Source organism: Sphingobium sp. B2 (genome assembly GCF_007693735.1).
Lineage (GTDB): Bacteria > Pseudomonadota > Alphaproteobacteria > Sphingomonadales > Sphingomonadaceae > Sphingobium > Sphingobium xenophagum.
Window position 1 is genome coordinate 2,454,135 of sequence record NZ_VDBZ01000001.1, and the last position, 26,249, is coordinate 2,480,383.

A 26,249-nucleotide genomic window follows, 5' to 3' on the forward strand; every position below is an offset into this window, starting at 1 on the left:
ACAGCCCCGCCAACCCATATCGGGCAGCGGGGCCATACATGCAAGTCTGGGACGGCGAATTACGCCTTCCGCGCAGCCTTGGCAGCGGCGAGCGCAGTGCCCTTCTTGGCCTTCGCCTTGTCGGCTGCGGCGACCACTTCGATCACCTCGACCTTGCCACCGGCCTTTTCGACGGCTTCCACCGCGCCCTTGGACGCGCCGGCGACCAGGAAGCTGACCTTGGCGGTCAATTCACCCTTAGCGAGCAGACGGACGCCATCCTTGCCACCACGGGCAAGCGCGGCGCCCTTAAGCGCGGCATGGTCGATGGTTGCGTTGGCGTCCAGCTTGCCTGCATCGATCGCCTTCTGCACGGCACCCAGGTTCACGATCGCATAATCGTTCGCGAAGATGTTGTTGAAGCCGCGCTTCGGGATGCGCATGTGGAGCGGCATCTGGCCGCCTTCGAAACCGTTGATGGCAACGCCCGAACGCGCCTTGGCGCCCTTCTGGCCGCGACCGGCGGTCTTGCCCTTGCCCGAACCGATGCCGCGTCCGACGCGCATACGGCCCTTGCGGGCGCCATCATTGTCACGGATGTCATTGAGTTTCATATCGTGCACTCGCTTTCGCTATGTTCGCGCTGTCCCCCGATAGGGAACCAAAGAGGCCGGGCCGATAGCCCAGCCTTGGAAAAAACGAAAGAGGGGTTTCCCCCTCTTCCGCATCATATCGTCGGATCGAAGGGCTGTTAGCCCTCGACCACCTGCACCATGTGGGGCAGCTTGCGGATGGCACCGCGGACTTCCGCTGTGTCTTCCAGTTCCACCACGCGGTGCATCTTGCCCAGGCCCAGGCCGATCAGAATTTTCTTCTGGTCGGCGGGACGGCGGATCGGCGAGCCGATCTGCTTGATCTTGATCTTGGCCATATCGCTTACTCCGCAATCGCTTCGGCGTCGGCGGCAGCCAACTCGACCGAGGCGCCACCACGACGAAGCAGGTCGGCGACCTTCTTGCCGCGACGCTGCGCCACCGACTTGGGGCTGGTCTGCTCGCCCAGCGCCGCAAAGGTCGCCCGGATCATGTTATAGGGGTTCGACGTGCCGTTGGACTTGGTCACGACGTCCGCAACGCCCAGGCTTTCGAACACGGCGCGCATCGGACCACCGGCGATGATACCCGTACCGGCCGGAGCCGAACGGACGGTCACCTTGCCCGCACCGAAATGGCCGAGGCCATCATGATGCAGCGTGCGGCCTTCCTTGAGCGGAACGCGAACCATTGCCTTCTTGGCAGCGGCGGTCGCCTTGCTGATCGCTTCAGGCACTTCGCGCGCCTTGCCATGGCCGAAGCCAGCACGACCCTTGCCATCGCCAACGACGACCAGAGCCGCGAAACCGAAGCGCTTGCCGCCCTTGACGGTCTTGCTGACGCGGTTGATGTGAACCAGCTTCTCGATCAGTTCTTCGCCCTGATCTTCGTCGCGGTTGCCGCCACGGCGATCGTCACGACGGCCACGGCCGCCGCGATCGCCACGGTTGCGATCACCGCCACCGCCACGGTTGCCACGACCGCCACGGCCGGGGCCGCGACCTTCGGTCGGTGCAGCGTCCGCGCCGTCGACGGGCGCAGCGACTTCAATGGTGTTTTCGTCTGCCATGCTCAGAACTCCAGCCCGGCTTCACGGGCCGCATCGGCCAGCGCCTTGACGCGGCCATGGAAAAGGAAACCGCCGCGATCGAACACGACGCGGGTGACGCCAGCCTTGGTCGCGGCTTCCGCCACGCGCTTGCCGACATCGGCAGCCGCATCAGTGGTTGCGCCGGTCTTGCCGCGCACGTCCTTGTCCAGGGTCGAAGCGGCGGCGACGGTGGTACCGGCGGCGTCGTCAATGACCTGGGCGTAGATGTGACGGCCCGAACGATGGACGCTCAGACGCGGGCGATTGCCCGACACGGCCTTAAGGGCGGTGCGAACGCGGCGACGACGCCGCGCGAAGAGGGAAAGCTTTGCCATCTTACTTCTTCTTCCCTTCCTTGCGGAAGATGAATTCGCCGTCGTACTTGATACCCTTGCCCTTATAAGGCTCAGGCTTACGCCAGCGACGGATTTCGGCCGCAACCTGTCCGACCTTCTGCTTGTCGATACCGATGATCTCGACCGTGGTGTTATCCGGGGTCTTGATCTCGATCCCTTCGGGGATCGCGTAATCGACGTCGTGGCTGTAGCCCAGCTGCAACTTCAGGTTCTTGCCCTGCGAGTTGGCGCGGTAGCCAACGCCGGTGATCAGCAGCTTCTTGGAGAAGCCTTCGGTCACACCGGTAACCAGGTTCTGGACCAGCGTACGCTGCATACCCCAGAAGGCGCGCGCCGCTTTGGTCTTGTTGGCAGGCTGCACCGAAATGCCGTCATTTTCCAACGTATAGCTGATCTCGTCGCGCAGCGGCATGGCGAGGGTGCCCTTGGGACCCTTCACCGAGAGCTGCCCGCCCTCGATCGTCGCGGTGACCCCTGCGGGGATCGCGACCGGTTTTTTACCGATGCGGCTCATTAGAACACCTCCGCCAGCACTTCGCCGCCGACATTCTGCTCGCGCGCTTCCGCGTCGGACAGAACGCCGCGGGGCGTCGAGACAATGGTGATGCCCAGGCCGTTGCGCACTACCGGCAGTTCCTTGGAACCCGAATAGACGCGGCGGCCAGGCTTGGACACGCGAGCGACATGCTTGATGGCCGGCTGGCCTTCAAAATATTTCAGCTCGATGCGCAGGCCGGGGTGGGCGCCAAGCGCTTCCTCGGAATAACCGCGGATATAGCCTTCGCGCTGAAGCACGTCGAGAACGCGGGCGCGCAGCTTGGAGGCGGGGGACATAACGCTGTCCTTCTTCGCCTGCTGCCCGTTGCGGATGCGGGTGAGCATATCACCCAGGGGATCGGTCAATGCCATGAGATGATATCCTTACCAGCTCGACTTGGTGACGCCGGGGATCAGGCCCTTATTGGCCAGATCGCGCAGCTGAATACGGCAGAGCCGGAATTTGCGGTAATAGGCGCGCGGGCGACCCGTCAGTTCGCAGCGGTTACGCACGCGAGTGGGGTTACCGTTGCGGGGAATTTCCGCCATCTTCAGACGCGCGATCAAACGATCACCGTCGTCAGCATTGGTATCATTTGCGATCGCCTTGAGCTTTGCATAACGGCCGGCATATTTCTTCACCAGCTTCTTGCGACGCTCATTCTTGTTGATCGAACTCAGTTTCGCCATGACTTAAGTTCTCTTCCTTAGCTAATGCGTTGGGAGAGAAGCCGGGCCAAAATCCCTAAGGACTTTAAGCCGCCTGCTTCTCTTCTTCCTGCGGGAAGGGGAAACCGAACAGGCGCAGCAGCTCGCGCGCCTCGTCGTCCGTCTTCGCGGTGGTGGTCACGATGATGTCCATGCCGCGCACCTTGTCGACGCGGTCATAGCTGATCTCCGGGAAAATGATCTGTTCCTTGATGCCGAAGGCATAGTTGCCACGGCCGTCAAAGCTCTTGGGGTTCAGACCACGGAAGTCGCGCACGCGGGGGAGCGCGATGTTGATCAGACGATCCAGGAATTCATACATGCGCTCGCGGCGCAGCGTGACCTTGGCACCGATCGGCATGCCTTCACGCAGCTTGAACTGCGCGATCGACTTCCTCGCCTTGGTGATGACCGGCTTCTGGCCGGCGATCAGTTCCATTTCCTCGGCAGCCTGGGTGACCTTCTTCTTGTCCTGGGTCGCTTCGCCCACGCCCATGTTGAGCGTGATCTTTTCGATCCTGGGGACTTCCATGACGTTCTTGTAACCGAACTTGGCGGTCATCGCCTTGGCGATTTCAGCGTCATAGAGCGCCTTGGAGCGCGGAATATATTTGTCGGCCATTACAGCACCTCACCGGACTTGACGGCGACGCGAACCTTCTTGCCGTCGCGCTCCTCGAAACGAACGCGGGTCGGCTTGCCGTCCTTGTCGGCGACCGCCACGTTCGAGATGTGGAGCGGCGCAGGCTTGCGCTCGATGCCGCCCTGCGGGTTCGACTGGTCGGGCTTGCGATGCTTCGCATGCACGTTGATGCCTTCGACCAGGACCTTGTCGTCCTTGGGCATCACCTGAAGGACAGCGCCGGTACGGCCCTTGTCCTTGCCAGCCAGGACGACGATCTTGTCGCCCTTCTTGATCTTAGCAGCGCTCATTACAGCACCTCAGGGGCTAGGCTGATGATCTTCATGTGCTTCTTGGCACGCAGTTCACGAACCACGGGGCCAAAGATACGGGTGCCGATCGGCTCCTCGTTCTTGTTGATCAGCACAGCGGCGTTACCGTCGAAACGGATGACCGAACCATCGGCGCGCCGAATGTCCTTGGCCGTACGCACGATGACGGCGCGATGAACGTCGCCCTTCTTGACCTTGCCGCGCGGAGCCGCTTCCTTGACGGAGACGACGATGATGTCGCCAACGCCGGCGAAGCGCCGCTTCGACCCGCCCAGCACCTTGATGCACTGGACGCGCTTGGCGCCGCTATTGTCCGCGACGTCAAGATTGGATTGCATCTGGATCATGGATCCGGTTCCTTCTTATTTGGCCTACCGGAAAAATTCCGGCGGTTCCGAATTTCGTGCCTGGACCCTGTGAGTCATACGCGAAGCGCGGGCCTGTAACCTCTTCTGAACGAAAAGGCCAGCCCCGCGTCGCAATTAGACTCAAAGAGTCGGTGACCTATCCCTCAGGCCGCCGTTTCCGGCGACTTGTGGGTGTCCACGCGCTCGATGACCTTCCAGGTCTTGAGCTTGGAAATCGGGGCGGTTTCCTCGATGCGGACCGTCTCGCCTTCCTTGTAGACATTGCCCTCGTCATGGGCATGATATTTTTTCGAACGGCGGATGATCTTGCCGTAGAGCGCATGCTTAACCTTGCGCTCCACGCGAACGACCACCGTCTTGTCGGTCTTGTCGGAAACCACAGTTCCCGTCAGCACGCGCTTGGGCATCGTGTGGTTCCTTTACTTGGCAGCGGAGCTGTTACGCTCCGTCTGCAGGGTCTTGATCTGCGCGATCGACCGGCGGACTTCCTTGACCCGGCTGGGCTTTTCCAGCTGGTTGGTGGCCGCCTGGAAACGCAGGTTGAACTGCTCGCGCTTCAGGTTGTTCAGCTCGGTCGACAGCTCGTCGTCCGTCTTGGTCTTGAGATCAGCAACTTTCGCCATGACCTTAGCCCTCCAGATGCGAGGTGTCGCCGAGGCGGGCAACAACCTTCGTCTTGATCGGCAGCTTCATCGCGGCACGCGAGAAAGCCTCAGCTGCGAGCGGACCGGGCACGCCGTCCAGTTCGAACAGGATGCGGCCGGGGGCGACGCGAGCCGCCCAATATTCGACCGAACCCTTGCCCTTGCCCTGACGGACTTCAGCCGGCTTCTTCGTCACCGGAACGTCGGGGAACACGCGGATCCACAAACGGCCCTGGCGGCGGATGTGACGGGTGATCGCACGGCGAGCCGCTTCGATCTGGCGCGCGGTGATCCGTTCCGGCTCCATGGCCTTCAGGCCGTAGGCGCCGAAGTTCAGCGCGGTGCCGCCCTTCGCATCGCCCTTGATCCGGCCCTTGAAGGTCTTGCGGAACTTCATTTTCTTCGGTTGCAGCATGACGCTATACCCTATTCAAAATCAGCGCGCCGGGCGCACGCCGGAGGTCTGAGCCTCCAGCATGAGCCGGTCGGTCGCGAACGGATCATGGCCGAGAATCTCGCCCTTGAAGATCCACACCTTGATCCCGCACACGCCATAGGCGGTGTGCGCGGTGGCTTCGGCATAGTCGACGTTCGCGCGCAGCGTGTGCAGCGGAACGCGGCCTTCGCGATACCATTCGACGCGCGCGATTTCCGCGCCGCCCAAACGGCCGCCACAGGTGATCTTGATGCCTTCAGCGCCCAGACGCAGCGCCGACTGCACCGCACGCTTCATCGCGCGACGGAATGCAACGCGGCGTTCCAGCTGGTCGGCAATGCCCTGCGCGACGAGACGGCTGTCGACTTCCGGCTTGCGGATTTCGACGATGTTCAGCGACACGTCGGACGAGGTCAGCGCGCCCAGCTTCTTGCGAAGCTTCTCGATGTCCGCACCCTTCTTGCCGATGATGACACCCGGACGGGCGGCATAGATCGACACGCGGCACAGCTTGGCGGGACGCTCGATCACGACCTTGGAGATCGCGGCCTGCGGCAACGTCTTGAAGATGAACTGGCGGATCTTGAGATCTTCCAGCAGGAGACGACCATAGTCGGCACCTTCGGCGAACCAGCGGCTGTCCCAGGTACGGTTGATCTGGAGACGCAGACCGATCGGATTGCTCTTGTGACCCATGTGCTTAGGCCTCCGCTTCTTCGCCAGCTTCACGCACGACGATGCGCACGCGGCTGTAAGGCTTGAGGATCCGGGTCGACTTGCCGCGGCCACGGGCATGGAAGCGCTTGAGCGTGAACGCCTTGCCTACCGATGCTTCCGCGACGACCAGCGCGTCGACGTCCAGATTGTGGTTGTTTTCTGCGTTGGCGATGGCCGAAGCCAGCACCTTGCGCACGTCGACCGCCATCGCCTTCTTGGAGAAGGCGAGGATGTTCAGCGCATCTTCGACCTTGCGGCCGCGGATGAGCGTGGCGACCAGGTTCAGCTTCCGGGCCGAACCACGGATCTGCGTGCCAACGGCCAGCGCTTCATTGTCGGCGACGCGACGCGGAGCTTTTTCCTTGCTCATTAGCGCTTGCCCTTCTTGTCGGCAGCGTGGCCGGGGAAGAAGCGGGTCGGAGCGAATTCGCCCAGCTTGTGACCCACCATTTCCTCGTTCACGGAGACCGGAACATGCTTGCGGCCGTTATAGACGTTGAACGTCAGACCAACGAACTGCGGCAGGATGGTGGAACGACGCGACCAGGTCTTGATCGGCGCACGGCCACCCGCGTCCTGCGCGGCTTCCGCCTTCTTCAGAAGGCTGAGGTCCACGAACGGACCTTTCCAGACGGAACGAGCCATCTCGCTTACCTCTTCTTCTTCGCGTGGCGGCTACGGATGATCATCTTATCCGTCGCCTTGTTGTGGCGGGTGCGAGCACCCTTGGTCGGCTTGCCCCAGGGCGTGACCGGATGACGGCCGCCAGAGGTCCGGCCTTCACCACCACCATGCGGGTGATCGACCGGGTTCTTGGCAACACCGCGGGTCAGAGGACGAATGCCCTTCCAACGGTTGCGGCCTGCCTTGGCGAGGTTGGTGTTGCCATTGTCCGGGTTGCTGACGGCGCCGATGGTGCCCATGCAATCGGAACGAATGTAGCGCTGTTCACCCGACGACAGGCGAACCATGACCATGCCGCGATCGCGACCGACCAGCTGGGCGTAGGTGCCCGCCGAACGGCAGAGCTGACCGCCCTTGCCCGGCTTCATTTCGATGTTGTGGATGATCGTGCCGACCGGCATCTGACCCAGTTCCATCGCGTTGCCCGGCTTCACGTCGGTCTTCTTGCCCGCGATGACCTTGTCACCGGGCGCAAGACGCTGCGGTGCCAGGATATAAGCCTGGGTGCCATCGGGATAGTTGACCAGCGCGATGAAAGCGGTGCGGTTCGGGTCATATTCCAGACGCTCGACCGTACCTTCGACATCCCACAAGCGACGCTTGAAATCGATGATACGATAGCGCTGCTTGTGACCGCCGCCGATACCGCGCGAGGTCACATGACCCTTGTTGTTGCGGCCACCGGTCTTGCGCTTGCCTTCGGTCAGCGCCTTGACGGGCTTTCCTTTGTGCAGGCTCGACTTGTCGACCAGGATCAGGCCGCGCTGGGCGGGGCTGGTCGGGTTATAGTGCTTGAGTGCCATGGTCCGCGCCTCAGATACCGGTGGTGACGTCGATGGACTGGCCTTCGGCCAGCGTCACGATCGCCTTCTTGACGTCCGAACGCGTGTAGGGCTTGCCCTTCCAGCGCTTGGTCTTGCCCTTCTGCACCAGCGTGTTGACCGCCTTGACGGTCACGCCGAACAGCGCTTCGACAGCCGCCTTGATTTCCGGCTTGGTCGCATTGTTAGCGACCTTGAAAACCACGGCGTTGTTTTCGCTCAGGAGCGTCGACTTTTCGGTGATGTGCGGCGCGACGACGACGTCATAATGACGGTTGTCGACGGTTCCGGCTTGCTTTTTAGCCATTGAAACGGGCCTCCAGCTTTTCGACTGCAGCGCGCGTAAGCACCAGCGAGTCGGCTTTCAAAATGTCGTAGACATTGGCGCCGACGGCCGGCAGCAGGTCCACGCCGACAATGTTGGCCGATGCCTTGGCAAAGCTGATGTTCACAGCGTCGCCGTCGATGAACAGCACCTTGTTGAGGTTCAGCTTGGCGAGGCTGGCGACCAGCGCCTTGGTCTTGCCTTCGGCAACATCCAGGCTGTCGCTGATCGTGAGCGTACCAGCCTTGACCTTCGACGACAGCGCCATCTTCAGACCCAGCGCGCGAACCTTCTTGTTCAGCGAGGGATTGAAGTCACGGACGCGGGCACCGTGGGCCTTACCACCGCCGATGAACACCGGCGCACGGCGATCGCCGTGACGAGCGGTGCCGCCGCCCTTCTGGCGACCGAACTTCTTGCCGGTGCGGGCGACATCGCTGCGCTCGCGCGTGGCGCGGGCGGTGCCGCGGCGCTTTTCAAGCTGCCAGGTGACGACGCGATGCAGAATGTCGGCGCGGGGCTCGAGGCCGAAAACGGCATCGTTCAGCTCCAGATCGCCAGCTTCTGCTGCGTCGAGGGTCTGTACCTTGACCTTCATGGTTTAGCCCTCCTGGCCTTCGGTGACGTCGGTCGCCACGGCGTCTTCGGCCGGGGTGTTCGCAGCGTCGTTGCTATTGTCAGCCTTTTTCAGGCTGGCGGGATAGGGCGCGTCCGCCGGACGAGCGACCTTGACCGCGTCCTTGACGGTGAGCCAGGTGCCCTTGGCGCCCGGAACGCTGCCCTTGACGAACAGCAGGCCGCGCTCGACGTCGGTCCGCACGATCTCCAGATTCTGCTGGGTGCGTTCACGATCGCCCATGTGACCGGCCATCTTCTTGTTCTTGAAGACGCGACCCGGATCCTGGCGGTTACCCGTCGAACCATGGGCACGATGGCTGATCGACACACCGTGGGTGGCACGCATACCGCCGAAGCCCCAACGCTTCATGGCGCCGGCAAAGCCCTTACCCTGGGTGTGACCGGCCACGTCGACCAGCTGGCCGGCGATGAAATGGTCAGCGGCGATTTCTGCGCCGACATCGAGGAGCGCGTCCTCGGCGACACGGAATTCGACCAGACGAGCCTTGGGCTCCACTTCCGCCTTGGCGAAGTGACCGCGCTGCGGCTTGGCGACATTCTTAACTTTCGCGGTGCCGGCACCCAGCTGCACGGCCACATAGCCGTCGCTGTCCACATCCTTCCGAGCCACGACCTGGTTGCCTTCAAGGGCCAGAACCGTAACCGGAACGTGACGCCCGTCCTCCTGGAACAGGCGGGTCATCCCGACTTTCTTCGCGATCACGCCAGTGCGCATGATCCATACTCCCAATAGAGGCCCGCCTTATCAGCGGGCGTATCCAACGAAAAAACCGCTCAGGATCTCTCCTTCGCGGCCAACCCTTAGTTTGCAGATCACCCCGTCTGGGTTGGATGCCACCCCCTATTCGGGAACAGCGACGGGGGACCAGGGCCACGGCCGAAGCCGCGCGGTATCCCTTGTGTCGTTTGAGCTTCCACCCTTCCTTGCAGAAGGCGGGGTGGAATACCCGATACCCTGGCGACTTTTCAGTCAGCAGGAACTTGCTGGCTTGCCTGCCCGGCCATCGCCGGGGCTAAAGGCAAACCTGCTTAAGCGAGCTTGATCTCGACATTCACGCCGGCAGCCAGGTCCAGCTTCATCAGCGCGTCGACCGTCTGCGGCGTCGGCTGCACAATGTCAAGCATACGCTTGTAGGTGCGGACCTCGAACTGCTCGCGCGACTTCTTGTCGACGTGCGGGCCACGGTTGACCGTGAACTTTTCAATGCGCGTCGGCAGAGGAATGGGGCCGCGAATGAGGGCGCCGGTGCGGCGGGCGGTGTCGGCGATGTCGCCGGTCGCCTGATCGAGCACGCGATGATCGAACGCCTTAAGGCGAATGCGGATGTTGCTGTCCATGTCCTACTACCGATGCGAAAGAGCCAAAAAACAAACCGCCCCGTTTAATCCTCTAGCGCGAAGCCGGCGAGGATCGGTCCGGGGCGGTTAAAATCCGAGCCGCGCGAATCAGATGACCCGCGCGGCTCGCTGCCTATATTACTTGGTAACTGCCGAAACAACCCCCGAACCGACGGTCCGGCCGCCTTCGCGGATCGAGAAGCGCAGACCCTGCTCCATCGCGATCGGGGCGATGAGCTTGACGCCGAGCTTCACGTTGTCGCCGGGCATGACCATTTCGGTGCCTTCCGGCAGAACGACTTCGCCGGTCACGTCGGTGGTGCGGAAGTAGAACTGCGGACGATAGTTGGCGAAGAACGGCGTGTGACGGCCACCCTCTTCCTTCGACAGCACATAGACTTCCGATTCAAACTCGGTGTGCGGCTTGATCGAGCCGGGCTTGCAGAGAACCTGGCCACGCTCAACGTCTTCACGGCCAACGCCACGAACCAGCGCACCGATATTGTCGCCAGCTTCACCTTGGTCGAGCAGCTTGCGGAACATTTCGACGCCAGTGACGACGGTCTTGCGGGTGTCCTTGAGGCCGACGATCTCGACTTCTTCACCAACCTTGACGATGCCGGTTTCAACGCGGCCGGTCACAACCGTACCACGACCCGAGATCGAGAACACGTCTTCGATCGGCATCAGGAAGGGCTTGTCGACCGGACGGTCGGGCTGCGGGATCCAGCTGTCAACCGACTGCATCAGCTTCAGCACGGCGTCGTGACCGATTTCAGGGTTCGTGCCGTTCAGGGCGCAAACAGCCGAGCCAGCGATGATGGGGATGTTGTCGCCATCAAAGTCGTAGGACGACAGCAGCTCGCGGATTTCCAGTTCGACCAGTTCCAGAATTTCCGGATCGTCGACCAGGTCAACCTTGTTCATGAACACGACCATCTGCGGCACGCCGACCTGACGGGCCAGCAGGATGTGCTCGCGGGTCTGGGGCATCGGGCCGTCGGTGGCGGACACGACCAGGATCGCGCCGTCCATCTGGGCGGCACCGGTGATCATGTTCTTCACATAGTCAGCGTGACCGGGGCAGTCGACGTGCGCATAGTGGCGCAGCTCGGTTTCATATTCGACGTGGGCGGTCGAAATGGTGATGCCGCGCTCGCGCTCTTCGGGCGCCTTGTCGATGTTGTCATACGAGGTGAAGGTCGCACCGCCGGTTTCGGCCAGCACCTTCGTGATCGCTGCGGTCAGCGAGGTCTTGCCATGGTCGACGTGACCGATGGTGCCGATGTTGCAATGCGGCTTCGTCCGCTCAAACTTAGCTTTCGCCATTTTATCCTACCTTCTAATCAAATCCGATGGGTTTGACCGCTCGGCCGCGCCTTGCGAAGGCGCGTCCATAGCAGCAAATTTGCATAATGAAAGCCCTAACCGCCCCGTTCGCACAGGGCGGATCAGGATTTTCAGGCCATCTTGGCCTTCACCTCGTCAGCGACATTCTGCGGCACTTCGTCATAGTGCGAGAACGACATGGAATAGCTGGCCCGACCCTGGGTGAAAGAGCGCAGCGTATTCACATAACCGAACATGTTGGCCAGCGGGACCATGGCATCGACGGTCTGTGCGTTGCCACGGCTGTCGGTGCCCTGAATCTGGCCACGACGGCTGTTCATGTCGCCGATGACGTCGCCCAGATAATCTTCCGGGGTAACGACTTCGACCTTCATGATCGGTTCCAGCAGCTTGATGCCCGCCTTCTGAGCCGCTTCGCGCATGGCGCCGCGGGCGCAAATTTCGAACGCCAGAGCCGACGAGTCGACGTCGTGATAGGCGCCGTCATAGAGATGGACTTCAAAGTCGATGATCGGGAAGCCGATCAGCTGACCGGTCAGCGCGGTTTCACGGAAGCCCTTTTCGACCGAAGGGATATATTCCTTGGGAATATTGCCGCCCTTGATCTCGTCGAAGAACTGGTAACCCGAACCACGCTCGCCAGGAATGACGGTCGCCTTGATGCGGCCGAACTGACCCGAACCACCCGACTGCTTCTTGTGGGTGTAGTCGATGTCGACCTTCTTCGCGAGATATTCGCGATAGGCCACCTGCGGCGCGCCGACATTGGCTTCGACCTTGAACTCGCGACGCATGCGGTCGACGAGGATTTCCAGGTGAAGTTCGCCCATGCCCTTGATGATGGTCTGGCCCGATTCATGATCGGTCGACACGCGGAAGCTGGGATCCTCAGCCGACAGGCGATTGAGCGCGATGCCCATCTTTTCCTGGTCCGCCTTGGTCTTGGGCTCCACCGATAGTTCGATAACCGGTTCAGGGAATTCCATCCGCTCCAGCACGATCGGCTGACGCTCGGCGCACAGCGTGTCGCCAGTGGTGGTTTCCTTCATGCCGGCCAGCGCGATGATGTCGCCTGCAAATGCCTCTTCAACGTCCTTACGTTCGTTGGCGTGCATTTCGAGCATGCGCCCGACCTTTTCCTTCTTGTCCTTCACCGAGTTCAGATAGGTGCCCTTGACGAGCGTACCCGAATAGATGCGGATGAAGGTGAGCGAACCCACGAACGGGTCGTTCATCACCTTGAACGCGAGCGCGCTGAAGGGCGCATCGTCGGTCGCGGGACGGCTGTCCGGCTCGTTGCTGTCCATCTTGACGCCCTGCACGTCTTCAATGTCGAGCGGGCTGGGCATATAGTCGACGACGGCGTCGAGCAGGGGCTGAACGCCCTTGTTCTTGAACGCCGAACCGCAAACGACCGGCACGAACGACTGGTTGAGCGCGCCCTTGCGGATCAGCGACTTCAGCGTCGCCGTGTCGGGCTCGGTGCCTTCGAGATAGGCTTCCATCGCCGCATCGTCCTGCTCGACGGCCAGTTCGATCAGGTCGCTGCGATATTTCGCCGCCTTGTCGGCCATGTCGGCCGGGATTTCTTCAAAGAAGAATTCGGCACCCAGCGACTCGTCCTTCCAGATGATCGCGCGGTTCTCGACCAGGTCAACCAGACCCTTGAAATCGCTTTCCGTGCCGATCGGCAGATACAGAACGGCAGGACGCGCGCCCAGACGATCGATGATCGACTGCACGCAATAATAGAAGTCGGCCCCGGTGCGGTCGAGCTTGTTGATGAAGCACATGCGCGGAACTTTATACTTGTCCGCCTGGCGCCACACGGTTTCAGACTGCGGCTCAACGCCGGCAACGCCGTCGAAGCAGGCAACCGCGCCGTCGAGCACGCGCAGCGAACGTTCGACTTCGATCGTGAAGTCGACGTGGCCGGGGGTGTCGATGATGTTGATGCGGTGACCGTTCCAGAAACAGGTCGTCGCAGCCGAGGTGATCGTGATCCCGCGCTCCTGCTCCTGCTCCATCCAGTCCATCGTCGCGGCGCCGTCATGGACTTCGCCGATCTTGTAGGACTTGCCGGTATAATAAAGAATACGCTCGGTCGTCGTCGTCTTGCCGGCGTCGATATGGGCCATAATGCCGATATTGCGATACAGTTTGAGCGGATGGCTGCGGGCCATGATGCTTCTCCGTTGCCGGCGCACCGGCGGTTGGGGATTCGTGTTCTTGCGTGGCCCCTAAACCAATCCGTCCGCCATGGGTAGGCCCACGACGAACGGATGGATTTTTAAGAGCGATAGGCGGGGCAGCGGCCGATTGAACGCCGCCCCGCCAATCTTTTTACCAGCGATAGTGCGAGAAGGCGCGGTTCGCTTCCGCCATGCGGTGCGTGTCTTCGCGCTTCTTGACCGCGTTGCCGCGGTTGTTGGCTGCATCCATCAGTTCACCCGACAGACGGGCGGCCATGGTGGTTTCGCTGCGGTTACGCGCTGCGGCGATCAGCCAGCGAATGGCCAAGGCCTGCGAACGCTCAGGACGCACTTCGACGGGAACCTGATAGGTCGCACCGCCAACGCGGCGGCTGCGAACTTCGATGCCCGGCTTGATGTTGTTCAGCGCGTCATGGAACATGCCGATCGGATCCTTCTTGGCGCGGGCCTCGACGGTTTCCAGGGCGCCATAAACGATCGATTCAGCAACAGCCTTCTTGCCGTCCTGCATGATGGAGTTCATGAATTTCGACAGAACCTGATCGCCATATTTGGGATCGGGCAGGATGATGCGCTTTTCGGGGCGACGACGACGTGACATAGGTTGTTCTCCCCTTACTTAGGACGCTTGGCGCCGTACTTGGAACGGCTCTGCTTGCGATCCTTGACGCCCTGGGTATCCAGAACGCCGCGAAGAACGTGGTAACGCACGCCCGGAAGATCTCGCACACGACCGCCGCGGATCAGCACGACGCTATGTTCCTGAAGGTTGTGACCTTCACCCGGAATATAGGTGATGACTTCGCGCTGGTTGACCAGGCGAACCTTGGCAACCTTGCGGAGCGCCGAGTTCGGCTTTTTCGGGGTCGTGGTATAGACGCGGGTGCAAACGCCACGCTTTTGCGGGTTCGCATCCATGGCAGGGACCTTCGATTTGGCCTTCTGCGGTTCGCGGCCCTTGCGGACCAGCTGGTTGATTGTTGGCATGAAGCCCTTCACCTTTTTCAGTTACTTTACCGCAACATCCCTGCGTTTCAGTGCCGCCGGGAAACATGTCGCTTCCAAACAGCAAAGGCCCCGGCGGGTGCAATACCCCCCTGGAGCCGCAAGAGCATCCGGTAATGTTCAGCTCTGTATTGCCCGCGTGGGATGATGCGAGGAGACGAGTCTCGACGCGGCAGACCGCTGGGCAGGCGGGCCTATAGCGATGCCGGGGCAAAGGGTCAAGCCGATCGCCGACCGCCTGGCCATCCCATTGATCTGGCGGGGCCAAAGGACGCTGGTTAGGGAATTGCTAACCGTGCCTGCCCTATTTTAGCCCCCGGCACCATCGGGGCGCCTTGACTGGACTGGACGTGAACGGGCTTTCGACAATCAGCGGCGAATTTCGCCTGGCCGAGCGGGAGTCGGCGTTCCAGTCCGAGCGCCTGCCCGAATCGCGGCGTCATGCCCGCAATCTTTTCATTCTTTCCACGATTCTCAACACGCTGTTCCTGTTGAGCGACTGGCGCTTTGCCGGGACCGCGCATTTCTGGGTCGCCGTGCCCGCACGATTGGCCGTGATCATCTGGTCGATCGTCAGCCTGTGGCTAACCCGTCGGATGACAAGCTTTCGGGCGGTTGAACGCATCTGCTTCGCCTGGCAGGTCGTAACCGCCATCGGCGTCGCCTTTCTGGTGAGTTCGCGCAGCGACATCGCCATCTTTGTCCTCGTCATGCTGCCGCTGGTTTTCTATCTGGTCGTCCCAACCAGTTATCGCGGCAATGTCGGCGGCGGGCTGGCCTGTGGCATCGTGCTGCTGATCGGCTATCTCGCCCCTGCCCCGCTGTCCTCCACCATGCCGGGCATGGTTCTGGCCATGCTGATACTCCATTGCGGCATGTGCATCGCGATCGCGCGCAACAACCGGCTTCAGCGGCAGGAATGGACCGCCGGGCAGGTCGCGCAGGCCGTACAGCTGGAACTGGCCAACAGCCGCGATACGTTGCAGCGCATGTTCATGGCTGTGCCGTTACCCTTGCTGGTCACGCGCTATGACGGTCACCTCCTGCATCTAAACCGCGTGGCCATCGACGCCTATGGAGCGGGCCATGACGTCCGGCTCGACATTGTCGAGCCGGACGTCATCTCCCGCTCCATAGGCGTCGATCTGTCTCTTATACACATCTAGATGTGTATAAGAGACAGGGACATGACGTCCGGCTCGACAATGTCGAGCAAACCTATGTGGATTTGCCGGTGCGCGACGAGCTGTTCGCTACGCTTCAGCGTGGCGGCGCGGTGGACAATTTCGAGTGTCGGCTGCGCCGCGCCGACGGGGCCATCCGCCATGCAATGCTGTCCGCCCGCCCGATCGTGATCGACGGCGAACCCTGCTTCATGACCAGCGTGGTCGACATTACCGAACGCAAGCAGGCCGAACGGCATCTCGAACGCCTCGCCATGACGGACGCGCTGACCGGCCTTGCCAACCGCGCGCATTTCATGGCCGCCGTGACGCAGGCGACGGCGGCATCGAACGACCGGACGCAACTCGCGGTCCTGCTGATCGATCTGGACGAATTCAAGCGTGTCAACGACACGGCAGGACATGATGCAGGCGACGCGCTGCTATGCGCCGTGGCCGGACGGCTGCGCCAAGCGCTGCGGCCGGGTGATCTGGTCGCGCGGATGGGCGGCGACGAATTTGCCGTGCTGCTGACCCGCCTGCCCGATGCCGACGCGCTTCAGTCGATCCTGACACGCATCGCCGATCATCTGCACGCGCCACTCGACTATCGCGGCCGACCGATCGAATCTCGCGTCAGCATCGGCGTGGCGCTGTTCCCCGACCATGGCGAGGATGTGACCGCGCTGGTCAAACATGCCGACATCGCCCTTTATCATGCCAAGAATAACGGCCGGGGGCGCGCAACCATATTCGGGCCGGACCTGCTGGAAAGCTGGGACCGGGAAACGGCGATGCTCGACCGTGCCCGGCATGTTCTGGCGCAGGAACACCCCTGCCCCTGGTATCAACCCAAGATCGCGCTCGATACCGGCACGATCATCGGGTTCGAAGCGCTGTTCCGCTGCCCGACCGGCAATGGAACGGTCATCATGCCGGCCGACATCGCTGCGGCGTTCGAGCATCCCGAACTGGGACCGGCGATCACCAATCAGATGATCGCCGGCATCATTGCCGACTGCACCCGCTGGCGCGATGCCGGGCTGGATGTTGGTCATGTCGCCCTCAACGTGTCGGGCGCGGACCTTAACGATGACAATTTTACGGGTCATTTGCTGGAGCGGCTGGCGCAGGCGGGCCTGCCGCCAACGATGATCGAGCTGGAAGTCACCGAGTCGGTCTTTCTGGGTCGCAATGCCGACCGTGTCGGTCAGGTGCTGCACCGCCTGAGCAAAGCGGGCGTGTCCATTGCCCTTGATGACTTCGGGACGGGCTACGCATCCCTTTCCCACCTCAAGCAATTTCCAATCGACATCATCAAGATCGACCAGCGCTTCGTCCGCGATCTGGAGACGGACCCGGACGACGCCGCCATCGTCCGCACGGTGCTCAACCTGGCCTATAGCCTGGGTATCCGCACCGTGGCCGAAGGGGTGGAGAATAGCCGTCAGGTCGATTATCTGCGCGCGGGCGGATGCCATTATGGCCAAGGTTATCATTTTGGCGCAGCCATGCCTGCGGCGACCATAACAGAGCTGCTGGCAAAACAGAGACTCGCCAGCCCTGCCCTCAAATAGATTGAAACAGCGCTGAAAATTGTTTTCGACGGCAAGGAACAAATAAAGGCCCCAATCATTTCGCCGCGCTGAGGCTTCGACTCGTCACGACTCCGCAACGACGGATTCGCCTAGTTCGCAATGCTTTGCTATCGGCCCGACTCGAATAAGAGTGCGGGGTCGCAATTGTCGCAGAACAGCAAAACGGGAGCCGCCGCTCTCCGCGCGCGGTTGAACGCGCTTTGCCCTGAGCGGGAGATTTTTCTCCGCTCCGGGGGGCAGGTGAAGTTCCTGCGAATCTCGCGCCGGGCGCAGCTTGCCGCTATTGCCATCGCCTCCACTGCGTTGATCGGCTGGGGCGGCGCAACCATCTCGATGCTCGCTGGCAAAGCCGCTGTGGCGCAGGAGCGCGCACGGCTCGCCGAGCAGGGCAAGGCCGTCGCCAGCACAGCGGACAAGGTCGCGGACTATCGCAAATCGGTCGAGGATCTGGCGCAGGACTTGGAAGCGCGCCAGGATTTCATGGATGAACTCTACAAGACGCATTTCGGTGCGGAGGACGGCAATGCCGCGGGCGCCGATCTGGTCGGCCCGGCCAAGAGCGGCGAAAAGGGCAAGCTGACGGCCAAGATCAGCATGGCCCCCGAAGCCGCGCCTCTCGTCCGACTGGCCCAGCGGCAGCGTCAGTTCGCGATGATGCTGACCAGCGCGGTCGAGCGGCGCGCAGACAAGGCCGCCGCCGCGATCCGCAGCTTTGGCCTGAACCCCGACAGCCTGACCCGCAACGCCGCCCGCGCGCAGGGCGGCCCCTTCGTCCCGTGGAAGGGCGACAAGGGTGCGATGACCGGCGAGCTGGAAGAGTTGGCCAGCGCGCTCAACCGGATGGAATTGCTGGAGCGCAGCCTGCTCACCATCCCGTCGGGCAAGCCCACCACGGCACCGATGCAGACCAGTTCCTATGGCTATCGCCGCGATCCGTTTAACGGCCATGCCGCTTTCCATGCCGGAATCGACTTTCCCGGCCGCTATGGTCAACCAATCCACGCGGCCGCTGGCGGCAAGGTCAGCTTCGTGGGCCAGCGTCAGGGCTATGGCAATGTCGTGGAGGTCGAGCATGGCAATGGCCTGATGACCCGTTATGCTCATCTTTCCGGCTTTGTCGGTCGCGTGGGCGAGTCGGTTTCACGCGGCGACACGATCGGCCGCATGGGATCGACCGGTCGATCGACCGGCACCCACCTGCATTTCGAGGTCCGGCTGAATGGCCAGGCCATCAACCCGCGCCGTTTTCTGGAGGCCCGCCAAGATGTTCTCCAAGTCCAGCAAATCGCAAAAGCGCGTTTCGCCGATGTCGGCAACCGGGGCTAAAAACACGCCCTTTTCGCTGATCGGCAGCGATGTGACCATCAGCGGCAACCTGACTGCGTCGGTCGACCTGCATGTCGACGGCACGGTTGAGGGCGACATCAGCTGTGCCGCGCTGGTGCAGGGTCCAGACAGCCGCATCGTCGGCCATGTCACCGCGCAAAGCGCGCGCCTGGCGGGTCTTGTCGACGGATCGATTGCCGCGCGGGAACTGGTGGTCGAGAGCACGGCCCGGATCACAGGCGACGTGCGCTATGAACGGATAACGATCGAGCCGGGCAGCCGGATCGAAGGACATTTCGCGCATGAGGACCATAGCCCGGTCACGGAACTCAAACTGATCGCTGGCGACGGCGCGGCCTGATCATCCCCTTCCCTAACCATATTTGTCACTGGTAGCAGCCGCATCGCAGCGATACCCCTCCCCCGTCATCGACATGGGGAGACGACACCATGGACACGCCCGATTATTGGCCAGATATTCGCCGCTTTCTGATCGGCTTTGCGATTGGCGGCGTCGCCATCGGCCTTTTCACGCTGATCAGCGTCCAGCCAATCCCCTGATCCGTCAGCCGGCCAGCCAAAGCACACAGGCGCCCAGCCCCACGCCCCACAGAAACAGCACAATGAACATGCCCGCGCGGCTCGATGGCCGGTCGGCGCGCGCCGTCGCCTCGATCCGATAGCGCGCCATCAGCGCGGCCGGGATGCAACGGACCGCCAGCGCAATGCCGAGCGGCACGATCAGCAGATCGTCCAGCAACCCCAGCACCGGAATGAAGGCCGGAATCAGGTCGATCGGGCTAAGCGCTGTCTCTTATACACATCTAGATGTGTATAAGAGACAGGCGCAATGCCGAGCGGCACGATCAGCTGATCGTCCAGCAACCCCAGCACCGGAATGAAGGCCGGAATCAGGTCGATCGGGCTAAGCGCTGTCTCTTATACACATCTAGATGTGTATAAGAGACAGGGCTAAGCGCATAGGCGGCGACCAGCAGGGCGATCAGCCGTGCGGGCAATGGCGTATCGGGACTGCGCGCGGCAATCCACAATGCCAAGACTTCCCGCTTCAGCCGCCAGGCCCAGGCTTTGAGCGTGGCGAGCATCGCTGCGTCAGTTCACCGGCGCGCGCCGGCGATAGCTGAGCGCTTCGGCGATATGGACGCGCCCGACCTTTTCCGCCCCGGCCAGATCGGCAATCGTCCGCGCGACCCGCAATACGCGGGTATAGCCGCGGGCCGACAGCTTCATCGCGGCGGCGGCCTGCGCCAGCAACTGCCGGCCAGCCTCGTCCGGCCCCGCGACCTGTTCCAGCGCCTCGCCATCGACTTCGGCGTTGGTACGCACCTTGCCGTCGCCATAGCGCGCGGTCTGGACCGCGCGGGCAGCGGCGACGCGCGCGGCGACCTCAACGGAACCTTCCGCCGGCGGCGGTAGCACCAGATCGGCAGCGGTCACCGCCTGCACCTCGACATGCAGGTCGATCCGGTCGAGCAGCGGCCCGGAAACCTTGGCCTGATAATCCGCTGCACAACGCGGCGCGCGCGAACAGGCCAGCGCCGGATCGCCCAGATGCCCGCAGCGGCAGGGATTCATGGCGGCAATCAATTGCACTCTTGCCGGGAAGGTCACATGGGCATTGGCGCGTGCCACCGTCACCTCGCCCGTCTCCAGCGGCTGGCGCAGCGAATCCAGCACGGCGCGCTGAAACTCTGGCAGTTCGTCCAGAAACAACACGCCCAGATGCGCCATGCTGACCTCCCCCGGTCGCACGCGCAGCCCGCCGCCGACCAATGCCGCCATCGAAGCGCTATGATGGGGGGTACGAAACGGCCGGGCGCGGCTGATCCGCCCGCCCTCCAGCGTCCCCGCGACGCTTGCCACCATCGACGTTTCGAGCGCTTCGCCCGGTGTGAGTTCGGGCAATATGCCCGGCAGGCAGCTTGCCATCAACGATTTGCCCGCGCCCGGCGGCCCGACCATCAACAGATTATGACCGCCTGCCGCAGCAATCTCTATGGCACGCTTGGCCGTTTCCTGCCCTTTGACCTGCTTCAGGTCAGCGGTGCGAACCGGCGCGTCTACGGCGCCCGGTTGCGGCGGCGACAATGCCGATGTGCCCTTGAAATGATTGAGCAGGCTCAGCAGATCGGGGGCAGCGACTACCTCTACCTGCCCTGCCCAGGCGGCTTCGGCCCCCTGCGCTACCGGGCAGACCAGCCCCATATCCTGTTCGCCCGCATGCAGCGCGGCCAGCAACACGCCAGGCGATGGCGCGGTGCGGCCGTCCAGACCCAGTTCGCCGACGACAACATAGCCCGACAGCGTTTCGGCATCGATCACCCCCATCGCCCCCAGCAGCGCCAGCGCGATCGGCAGGTCATAGTGCGACCCTTCCTTGGGCAGGTCGGCGGGGGAAAGGTTGACCGTGATCCGCTTGGGCGGCAGCGACAGGCCGATGGCGGCGATGGCATTGCGCACCCGCTCGCGGCTTTCGGCCACCGCCTTGTCCGGCAGGCCGACGACGATGAAATTGGGCAGGCCGGGAACCAGCTGGCACTGTACCTCGACGCCCCGCGCCTCCAGACCCAGATAAGCGACCGTCGATACCGTTGCGACCAAGTGACCCCCGCTTCTTTCCGCTATGCGTCAGCCATCCGGCCCTATTCGGCGATCGGCGCGCCTGTCCGGTCCCGCGCCGGTTCATCAGGTCGCCCCTTGAACCCTTGCGCCACGACATACCATTCCACGCTGCCCTTGCGGCTGGCGGGGGGCTTGGCATGCTTGATCGTCGTGAAATTCTTTTTGAGCAGCACCAGCAGTTCGCCGTCGGTCCCGCCTGCAAAGACCTTGGCTACGAACGTGCCACCCTTGCGCAGATTTTCAACCGCGAACCAGGCCGCCGCCTCGACCAGCGCCATGGTACGCAGATGGTCGGTCTGGGGATGGCCCACGGTGTTGGCCGCCATGTCGGAAATCACCAGATCCGGCGCGTCCCCCAGCGCATCGCGCAGAAGCTGCGGCGCTTTGTCATCCATGAAGTCCATCTCGAACAGGGTGACACCCCCGATCGGATCGACCGGCAGCAGGTCGATACCCACGACAGCCGCCTTGGGCACCAGCTTGCGCACCACCTGCGACCAGCCGCCCGGCGCGACACCAAGATCGACAACCGCGCGCGACCCTTTCAGGAAATGGAATTTCTCGTCCAATTCGATCAGCTTGAACGCGGCGCGGCTGCGCCAGCCTTCCGCCTTGGCCTTATGGACATAGGGGTCGTTAAGATGGCGTTCGAGCCAGCGCACCGACTGCGCGGTGCGGCCCTTCGCGCTCTTGACCCGCACCTTGCCTGCGCCAGATCCTCTCATATGGCGCCCTTCACATCATTCTCCCGTCGCGGTCCATCAGCCCGCGCAAAATGCCTTCCCTGATACCCCGGTCGGCAACGCCCAGCCGCTGCGCAGGCCAGATGTCGAGGATCGACTCCAGTATCGCGCAACCCGCCACCACCAGATCGGCCCGTTCGGTGCCGATGCAGGGCAGCTTCTGCCGCTCGCCCAGCGTCATGGTCGACAGCCGCTCCGAAATGGACCGCATGGAGGTGCAGGGCACGATCAGCCCGTCAATCGCCTGCCGATCGTAGCGCGGCAGGTTGAGATGCAGGCTCGCCAGCGTCGTCACCGTGCCGGACGTGCCAAGCAGGCGGATGTCCTCCGCAGCCTGCGGCAGGCGGCGCGCGAGCGGCGAGAATGCGTCGCTGACCCGCGCGCGCATCCTGCCATAAGCGGCCAGCCGCGCATCGGCATCGTCATGCTCGAACGCCTCGCTTTCGGTCAACGATACGACGCCCCATGGCGCGCTTACCCAATCGACAATGCGCGGCGCGCCCGACGAGCCCTGAGCATCGACCAGCACCAATTCGGTCGATCCACCGCCAATGTCGAAGATCAGGGCCGGGCCGTTGCCCGGTTCCAGCAAGGCATGGCACCCCAGCACGGCAAGCCGCGCCTCTTCCTCCGCGCTGATGATGTCGAGCGCTATGCCGGTTTCGCGATAGACGCGCTGGATGAATTCAGCGCCGTTGCTGGCACGGCGACAGGCTTCGGTCGCTACCGATCGCGCCAGCGTGACATGGCGGCGGCGCAGCTTGTCCGCGCAGACAGACAGGGCAGCGATCGCCCGGTCTATCGCCGCGTCGCTGATCCGGCCAGTGGACGCCAGACCCTCGCCCAGACGCACGATCCGCGAAAAAGCATCGACGACGATGAAACCGTCAGCCGACGGCTTGGCGATCAAAAGGCGGCAATTGTTGGTGCCAAGGTCGATCGCGGCATAGGATCGCCGTTCGCGCGCGCCATAAGGCGCAAAGCCCCGCTGCGTTGACGGGGGAGGAATGGCCGCAGCCCTGCTCCCATCGCCCGGACCGGAAGCGGCGCGCTTGCCCGCATAACGGCCGGTCGGGCCGGAACTCTGCGGCGATGGGCGGCTTTGCTGCACCATGCCGTAACTCGCTTCACATATCGCCAGCCCCAATGCGGAGCCAGAACTTGGGAACCATGCTTAAGCAGATACGCGACAATGCGCAAGGCGCGCGCCCCGCCCTCCATGAAATGCGGAACGGATCAAGGATGAGGCGCGCCTATCGGGCGAAAAGAGCAACGTCCCCCCATACTGTCCGGCCTGTCGGGGATTTTTGGATTTCCGTGATTTGAGTACCATCAGATGATTCCATCTGGCTGAAAATCCTTCTATGGCCACAATCCTATTGCCAAGAGGAAGCCGAATTGATCCTGGACATTGCCGCTGCCGCTTCGGGCGCGATCCGCTTTGACGATCTGGGCGTCGGCCCGGTTGCGCTCGACCTCGGCTTCTTCACGCTCAAATGGTACAGTCTCGCCTATCTGGCGGGGATCTTGATCGGCTACTGGTATCTGCTCAAGCTGATCGCCCAGCCGGGATCGCCCATGGGTCGCCGCCATGCCGACGACATGATCTTCTATGCTACATTGGGGATCATCATCGGCGGACGGCTGGCCTATGTGATCTTCTACCAGCCCGAAATTCTTGCGCATCCGCTCGACATCTTCAAGCTGTGGAATGGCGGCATGTCCTTCCATGGCGGCGCGGCGGGCGTGTCGCTCGGTATTCTCTACATGGCGCGCAAGGAGAAGCTGAGCTGGCTGCGCATCCATGATTATGTCGCCTGCTGCGTCCCTTTCGGCCTGTTCTTCGGGCGCCTCGCCAATTTCGTGAATGGTGAATTGTGGGGCAAGGAAACCAATGTTCCCTGGGGCATCATCTTCCCGACCGGCGGCCCCTATCCCCGTCATCCCAGCCAGTTGTACGAAGCGGCGCTGGAAGGGCTTGTCCTGTTCGCCATCCTGGCCTTCGCCTTTTGGCGCACGCGCGCGCGCTATCAGCCGGGGAAACTGGTGGGCATTTTCCTGCTGGGCTATGGCATTTTCCGGTTCGGCGTCGAATATGTGCGGGAAGCGGACGCGCAGTTGATGGAATTTGCCGCGCGTACCGGCCTGCATATGGGCCAGTGGCTGTGTCTGCCGATGATTTTGGGCGGCCTCTACCTGATCGTCACGTCGAAGGGGCGTCGCGCGCGGGTGGAGCCCGTCGCCGGAAACGCGAGTGTCAGCTGAGCCGCTAACCCTGGCTGAACGGCTTTCGCGCCAGATTGCCGCGGGCGGGCCGATCTCCGTCGCGCATTTCATGGCGGAGGCGAACCAGCATTATTACGCCACCCGCGACCCGTTGGGCGCGGATGGCGACTTCACCACCGCGCCGGAAATCAGCCAGATGTTCGGCGAACTGGTGGGGCTGTGCCTGGCGGATGTGTGGATGCGGTCGGGGCGCAAGCCTGGGCCGCTTTACGCCGAGCTGGGGCCGGGACGCGGCACATTGGCCACCGACGCACTGCGCGCGATGGAGAGCGCCGCCCTCGCGCCGCGCGTTCATTTCGTCGAGACCAGCCCCACCTTGCGCGAACGGCAGCGCGCACTGCTGCCCCATGTCACCCACCATGACAGTATCGACAGCCTGCCCGACGACGGGCCACTGCTGGTCATCGCCAACGAATTTTTCGATGCGCTGCCGGTGCGCCAGTGCATTCGCGTGGGCGAGGAATGGCGCGAGCGGGTCGTCATCCGGCGCGAAGAAGAAGGGCGCTTTGTCGCCGTTCCTGGCTATCGCCGCATCGAATCGGGCCTGCCCCCAATCGCGGCGCAGGCGCAGGACGGGGCAATCATCGAAACACCGATCGTGGGCGCGGGGATCGCCTATGCACTGGCCCAGCGGATCGCCAAGCAGGGCGGCGCGGCGATCATCATCGACTATGGCTATGCCGGGCCGTTGCTGGGCGATACGCTGCAAGCGGTGAAGGCACATGCATTTGCCGATCCCTTCGCCGATCCTGGCGAGGTCGACCTGACCACCCATGTCGACTTCACCATCATCGGCAACATGGCGCGGCAGGCGGGATTGCGGGTGTCAGGCCCGGTCGATCAGGGGCCGTATCTGCGCGATCTGGGCATTGACGCCCGCGCCGAGCAACTGGCCCGCACACATCCTGCGCGCGCCGCTGAAGTGGAGGCCGCCCGCGCCCGGCTGACCAGTGCCGAAGCGATGGGCAGCCTGTTCAAGGCGATGGCCTGGGTCCATCCCGACTGGGCCGACCCGGCAGGCTTTTGACGGCGGATTGCCCTCAATCGTCCTGGTGATAACGGCCCAGCTTGCGGATGAAGCCAATCAGGCCGGTCTGGCGGCTGCGCTTCATCCGTTCGGCATGGAGGATGGTCTGCACGCGGCTGAAGCAATCATCTGCATCGACATTGCACAGCACATAATCATAGCCGTCCCAATGCGCGATTTCGCCCGCCGCGCGGGCCATGCGACCGTCAATGACTTCATCGCTGTCCGTCGCGCGGCCGCGCAGGCGGCGCTCCAGTTCCTCCATCGAGGGCGGCAGGATGAATACCCGCACCACGTCGCCCCCGGCAATCTGATGCAATTGCTGCGCGCCCTGCCAGTCAATGTCGAACAGCACGTCCTGCCCGCTTTTGAGCATGGCCTCCACCGGCGCGCGGGGGGTGCCGTAACGCTGGCCGAATACGTGGGCCCATTCCAGAAATTCCTGATCGGCGGTCATCCGGCGGAATTCCGGCAGGTCGACGAAATGATAATCCTTGCCGTCGACTTCGCCCGGCCGCATCGGTCGGGTGGTTGCCGACACCGACATGGACATATCCGGTTCGGCGGCGAGCAGCTTGCGCGCAATGGTGGACTTTCCCGCGCCAGAAGGCGAGGAGAGGACAAAGAGGACGCCGCGCCGCTTGAAGTCGGGCGTTTCGATCAGGATGCTGTCGGCCATGGCCGCTAGTGCCGCTTGATGCGGGCT

General features: G+C 62.7%; 37 protein-coding genes. 6 read left to right on the forward strand and 31 right to left on the reverse strand.

Annotated elements, in window-relative coordinates; translation table 11 throughout:
• Window positions 1–59: 59 nt before the first annotated feature.
• The 25 genes from rplO to rpsL all read right to left on the reverse strand — a co-directional run bounded on the left by rplO (window position 60) and on the right by rpsL (window position 14,739).
• Window positions 60–593 carry a 50S ribosomal protein L15 gene (rplO, locus tag FE851_RS11955; RefSeq protein ID WP_017184042.1) on the reverse strand — a complete coding sequence of 178 codons (534 nt, stop codon included), beginning with the start codon at window positions 591–593 and terminating at the stop codon, window positions 60–62.
• A gap of 137 nt (window positions 594–730) precedes the next feature.
• Window positions 731–910, reverse strand: coding sequence for a 50S ribosomal protein L30 (gene rpmD / locus FE851_RS11960; protein ID WP_006960339.1), 180 nt, complete (start codon window positions 908–910; stop codon window positions 731–733).
• Between the two features lie 5 nt (window positions 911–915).
• Complete coding sequence (gene rpsE, locus FE851_RS11965; RefSeq protein WP_017184041.1) at window positions 916–1,641, reverse strand: 30S ribosomal protein S5; 726 nt, start codon at window positions 1,639–1,641, stop codon at window positions 916–918.
• Between the two features lie 2 nt (window positions 1,642–1,643).
• Complete coding sequence (gene rplR / locus FE851_RS11970) at window positions 1,644–1,997, reverse strand: 50S ribosomal protein L18 (protein WP_145202701.1); 354 nt, start codon at window positions 1,995–1,997, stop codon at window positions 1,644–1,646.
• Window position 1,998: 1 nt separating this feature from the next.
• Entirely contained in the window at window positions 1,999–2,532 is a 534-nt protein-coding gene (gene rplF, locus FE851_RS11975) for a 50S ribosomal protein L6 (RefSeq protein WP_017184039.1), read from the reverse strand.
• Complete coding sequence (rpsH, locus tag FE851_RS11980; protein ID WP_017184038.1) at window positions 2,532–2,927, reverse strand: 30S ribosomal protein S8; 396 nt, start codon at window positions 2,925–2,927, stop codon at window positions 2,532–2,534. The genes rplF and rpsH overlap by 1 nt, the downstream gene beginning before the upstream one ends.
• A gap of 12 nt (window positions 2,928–2,939) precedes the next feature.
• Window positions 2,940–3,245 carry a 30S ribosomal protein S14 gene (rpsN, locus tag FE851_RS11985; protein WP_017184037.1) on the reverse strand — a complete coding sequence of 102 codons (306 nt, stop codon included), beginning with the start codon at window positions 3,243–3,245 and terminating at the stop codon, window positions 2,940–2,942.
• Between the two features lie 64 nt (window positions 3,246–3,309).
• Window positions 3,310–3,885: a 50S ribosomal protein L5 gene (gene rplE / locus FE851_RS11990; RefSeq protein WP_017184036.1), complete on the reverse strand. Its 576-nt coding sequence runs from the start codon at window positions 3,883–3,885 to the stop codon at window positions 3,310–3,312.
• Window positions 3,885–4,196, reverse strand: a complete 312-nt coding sequence (gene rplX, locus FE851_RS11995; protein WP_017184035.1) for a 50S ribosomal protein L24 — start codon at window positions 4,194–4,196, stop codon at window positions 3,885–3,887. Before rplX ends, rplE begins: the two co-directional genes overlap by 1 nt.
• Entirely contained in the window at window positions 4,196–4,564 is a 369-nt protein-coding gene (rplN, locus tag FE851_RS12000; protein ID WP_006960322.1) for a 50S ribosomal protein L14, read from the reverse strand. The genes rplX and rplN overlap by 1 nt, the downstream gene beginning before the upstream one ends.
• Before the next feature lie 164 nt (window positions 4,565–4,728).
• Window positions 4,729–4,992 carry a 30S ribosomal protein S17 gene (gene rpsQ, locus FE851_RS12005; protein ID WP_006960320.1) on the reverse strand — a complete coding sequence of 88 codons (264 nt, stop codon included), beginning with the start codon at window positions 4,990–4,992 and terminating at the stop codon, window positions 4,729–4,731.
• Window positions 4,993–5,004: 12 nt separating this feature from the next.
• Window positions 5,005–5,208: a 50S ribosomal protein L29 gene (gene rpmC / locus FE851_RS12010; RefSeq protein WP_006960315.1), complete on the reverse strand. Its 204-nt coding sequence runs from the start codon at window positions 5,206–5,208 to the stop codon at window positions 5,005–5,007.
• Window positions 5,209–5,212: 4 nt separating this feature from the next.
• Window positions 5,213–5,644, reverse strand: coding sequence for a 50S ribosomal protein L16 (rplP, locus tag FE851_RS12015; RefSeq protein WP_006960313.1), 432 nt, complete (start codon window positions 5,642–5,644; stop codon window positions 5,213–5,215).
• Window positions 5,645–5,665: 21 nt separating this feature from the next.
• Window positions 5,666–6,361: a 30S ribosomal protein S3 gene (rpsC, locus tag FE851_RS12020; RefSeq protein WP_017184034.1), complete on the reverse strand. Its 696-nt coding sequence runs from the start codon at window positions 6,359–6,361 to the stop codon at window positions 5,666–5,668.
• Window positions 6,362–6,365: 4 nt separating this feature from the next.
• Entirely contained in the window at window positions 6,366–6,752 is a 387-nt protein-coding gene (gene rplV, locus FE851_RS12025) for a 50S ribosomal protein L22 (protein ID WP_145202704.1), read from the reverse strand.
• Complete coding sequence (rpsS, locus tag FE851_RS12030) at window positions 6,752–7,027, reverse strand: 30S ribosomal protein S19 (protein ID WP_017184033.1); 276 nt, start codon at window positions 7,025–7,027, stop codon at window positions 6,752–6,754. Before rpsS ends, rplV begins: the two co-directional genes overlap by 1 nt.
• A 5-nt stretch (window positions 7,028–7,032) precedes the next feature.
• Window positions 7,033–7,869 carry a 50S ribosomal protein L2 gene (gene rplB / locus FE851_RS12035; RefSeq protein WP_017184032.1) on the reverse strand — a complete coding sequence of 279 codons (837 nt, stop codon included), beginning with the start codon at window positions 7,867–7,869 and terminating at the stop codon, window positions 7,033–7,035.
• 10 nt (window positions 7,870–7,879) lie between these two features.
• Complete coding sequence (locus tag FE851_RS12040) at window positions 7,880–8,194, reverse strand: 50S ribosomal protein L23 (RefSeq protein WP_017184031.1); 315 nt, start codon at window positions 8,192–8,194, stop codon at window positions 7,880–7,882.
• A complete protein-coding gene (gene rplD / locus FE851_RS12045) occupies window positions 8,187–8,810 on the reverse strand; it encodes a 50S ribosomal protein L4 (protein WP_145202707.1) in 624 nt (207 codons plus the stop codon). The genes FE851_RS12040 and rplD overlap by 8 nt, the downstream gene beginning before the upstream one ends.
• Window positions 8,811–8,813: 3 nt before the next feature.
• Complete coding sequence (gene rplC, locus FE851_RS12050) at window positions 8,814–9,566, reverse strand: 50S ribosomal protein L3 (RefSeq protein ID WP_017184029.1); 753 nt, start codon at window positions 9,564–9,566, stop codon at window positions 8,814–8,816.
• A 314-nt stretch (window positions 9,567–9,880) separates the two neighbouring features.
• A complete protein-coding gene (rpsJ, locus tag FE851_RS12055) occupies window positions 9,881–10,189 on the reverse strand; it encodes a 30S ribosomal protein S10 (RefSeq protein WP_006960299.1) in 309 nt (102 codons plus the stop codon).
• A gap of 138 nt (window positions 10,190–10,327) precedes the next feature.
• Window positions 10,328–11,518 (reverse strand): elongation factor Tu, encoded by a 1,191-nt coding sequence (gene tuf, locus FE851_RS12060; RefSeq protein ID WP_145202710.1) that lies wholly within the window; start codon window positions 11,516–11,518, stop codon window positions 10,328–10,330.
• A 131-nt stretch (window positions 11,519–11,649) separates the two neighbouring features.
• Complete coding sequence (gene fusA / locus FE851_RS12065) at window positions 11,650–13,722, reverse strand: elongation factor G (protein WP_019052930.1); 2,073 nt, start codon at window positions 13,720–13,722, stop codon at window positions 11,650–11,652.
• Between the two features lie 160 nt (window positions 13,723–13,882).
• Window positions 13,883–14,353 carry a 30S ribosomal protein S7 gene (gene rpsG / locus FE851_RS12070; protein WP_017184026.1) on the reverse strand — a complete coding sequence of 157 codons (471 nt, stop codon included), beginning with the start codon at window positions 14,351–14,353 and terminating at the stop codon, window positions 13,883–13,885.
• A gap of 14 nt (window positions 14,354–14,367) precedes the next feature.
• Window positions 14,368–14,739, reverse strand: coding sequence for a 30S ribosomal protein S12 (gene rpsL / locus FE851_RS12075; RefSeq protein ID WP_026002556.1), 372 nt, complete (start codon window positions 14,737–14,739; stop codon window positions 14,368–14,370).
• 368 nt (window positions 14,740–15,107) lie between these two features.
• Here rpsL and FE851_RS27280 point away from each other — a divergent pair, with 368 nt between their 5' ends.
• The 4 genes from FE851_RS27280 to FE851_RS12090 all read left to right on the forward strand — a co-directional run bounded on the left by FE851_RS27280 (window position 15,108) and on the right by FE851_RS12090 (window position 19,205).
• A complete protein-coding gene (locus FE851_RS27280) occupies window positions 15,108–15,923 on the forward strand; it encodes a hypothetical protein (RefSeq protein WP_261370909.1) in 816 nt (271 codons plus the stop codon).
• Window positions 15,924–15,925: 2 nt separating this feature from the next.
• Complete coding sequence (locus FE851_RS12080; RefSeq protein WP_261370910.1) at window positions 15,926–17,497, forward strand: EAL domain-containing protein; 1,572 nt, start codon at window positions 15,926–15,928, stop codon at window positions 17,495–17,497.
• 261 nt (window positions 17,498–17,758) lie between these two features.
• The gene (locus FE851_RS12085) at window positions 17,759–18,844 is read left to right on the forward strand and encodes a M23 family metallopeptidase (RefSeq protein WP_017184025.1); all 1,086 of its coding nucleotides are present in this window, start codon (window positions 17,759–17,761) and stop codon (window positions 18,842–18,844) included.
• Window positions 18,825–19,205, forward strand: a complete 381-nt coding sequence (locus tag FE851_RS12090) for a polymer-forming cytoskeletal protein (RefSeq protein ID WP_145202715.1) — start codon at window positions 18,825–18,827, stop codon at window positions 19,203–19,205. Before FE851_RS12085 ends, FE851_RS12090 begins: the two co-directional genes overlap by 20 nt.
• A gap of 204 nt (window positions 19,206–19,409) precedes the next feature.
• On the opposite strand, the gene FE851_RS12095 is transcribed toward FE851_RS12090, so the two are convergent.
• The 5 genes from FE851_RS12095 to FE851_RS12115 all read right to left on the reverse strand — a co-directional run bounded on the left by FE851_RS12095 (window position 19,410) and on the right by FE851_RS12115 (window position 23,344).
• Complete coding sequence (locus tag FE851_RS12095) at window positions 19,410–19,640, reverse strand: YkvA family protein (RefSeq protein WP_409994501.1); 231 nt, start codon at window positions 19,638–19,640, stop codon at window positions 19,410–19,412.
• A 115-nt stretch (window positions 19,641–19,755) separates the two neighbouring features.
• The gene (locus FE851_RS12100; RefSeq protein ID WP_409994486.1) at window positions 19,756–19,950 is read right to left on the reverse strand and encodes a hypothetical protein; all 195 of its coding nucleotides are present in this window, start codon (window positions 19,948–19,950) and stop codon (window positions 19,756–19,758) included.
• Window positions 19,951–19,957: 7 nt separating this feature from the next.
• Window positions 19,958–21,466 (reverse strand): YifB family Mg chelatase-like AAA ATPase, encoded by a 1,509-nt coding sequence (locus FE851_RS12105; protein WP_145202718.1) that lies wholly within the window; start codon window positions 21,464–21,466, stop codon window positions 19,958–19,960.
• Window positions 21,467–21,507: 41 nt separating this feature from the next.
• Window positions 21,508–22,212 (reverse strand): RlmE family RNA methyltransferase, encoded by a 705-nt coding sequence (locus FE851_RS12110; RefSeq protein ID WP_019052925.1) that lies wholly within the window; start codon window positions 22,210–22,212, stop codon window positions 21,508–21,510.
• A gap of 10 nt (window positions 22,213–22,222) precedes the next feature.
• A complete protein-coding gene (locus FE851_RS12115) occupies window positions 22,223–23,344 on the reverse strand; it encodes a Ppx/GppA phosphatase family protein (protein WP_130751915.1) in 1,122 nt (373 codons plus the stop codon).
• Between the two features lie 284 nt (window positions 23,345–23,628).
• Between FE851_RS12115 and lgt the strand changes: the two genes are divergently transcribed.
• Window positions 23,629–24,495: a prolipoprotein diacylglyceryl transferase gene (lgt, locus tag FE851_RS12120; protein WP_145202721.1), complete on the forward strand. Its 867-nt coding sequence runs from the start codon at window positions 23,629–23,631 to the stop codon at window positions 24,493–24,495.
• Window positions 24,485–25,543: a class I SAM-dependent methyltransferase gene (locus FE851_RS12125; RefSeq protein ID WP_145202724.1), complete on the forward strand. Its 1,059-nt coding sequence runs from the start codon at window positions 24,485–24,487 to the stop codon at window positions 25,541–25,543. The genes lgt and FE851_RS12125 overlap by 11 nt, the downstream gene beginning before the upstream one ends.
• Before the next feature lie 13 nt (window positions 25,544–25,556).
• Here FE851_RS12125 and gmk read toward each other — a convergent pair whose 3' ends face one another.
• Window positions 25,557–26,222 carry a guanylate kinase gene (gene gmk, locus FE851_RS12130; protein WP_019052922.1) on the reverse strand — a complete coding sequence of 222 codons (666 nt, stop codon included), beginning with the start codon at window positions 26,220–26,222 and terminating at the stop codon, window positions 25,557–25,559.
• Window positions 26,223–26,249 lie beyond the last annotated feature (27 nt).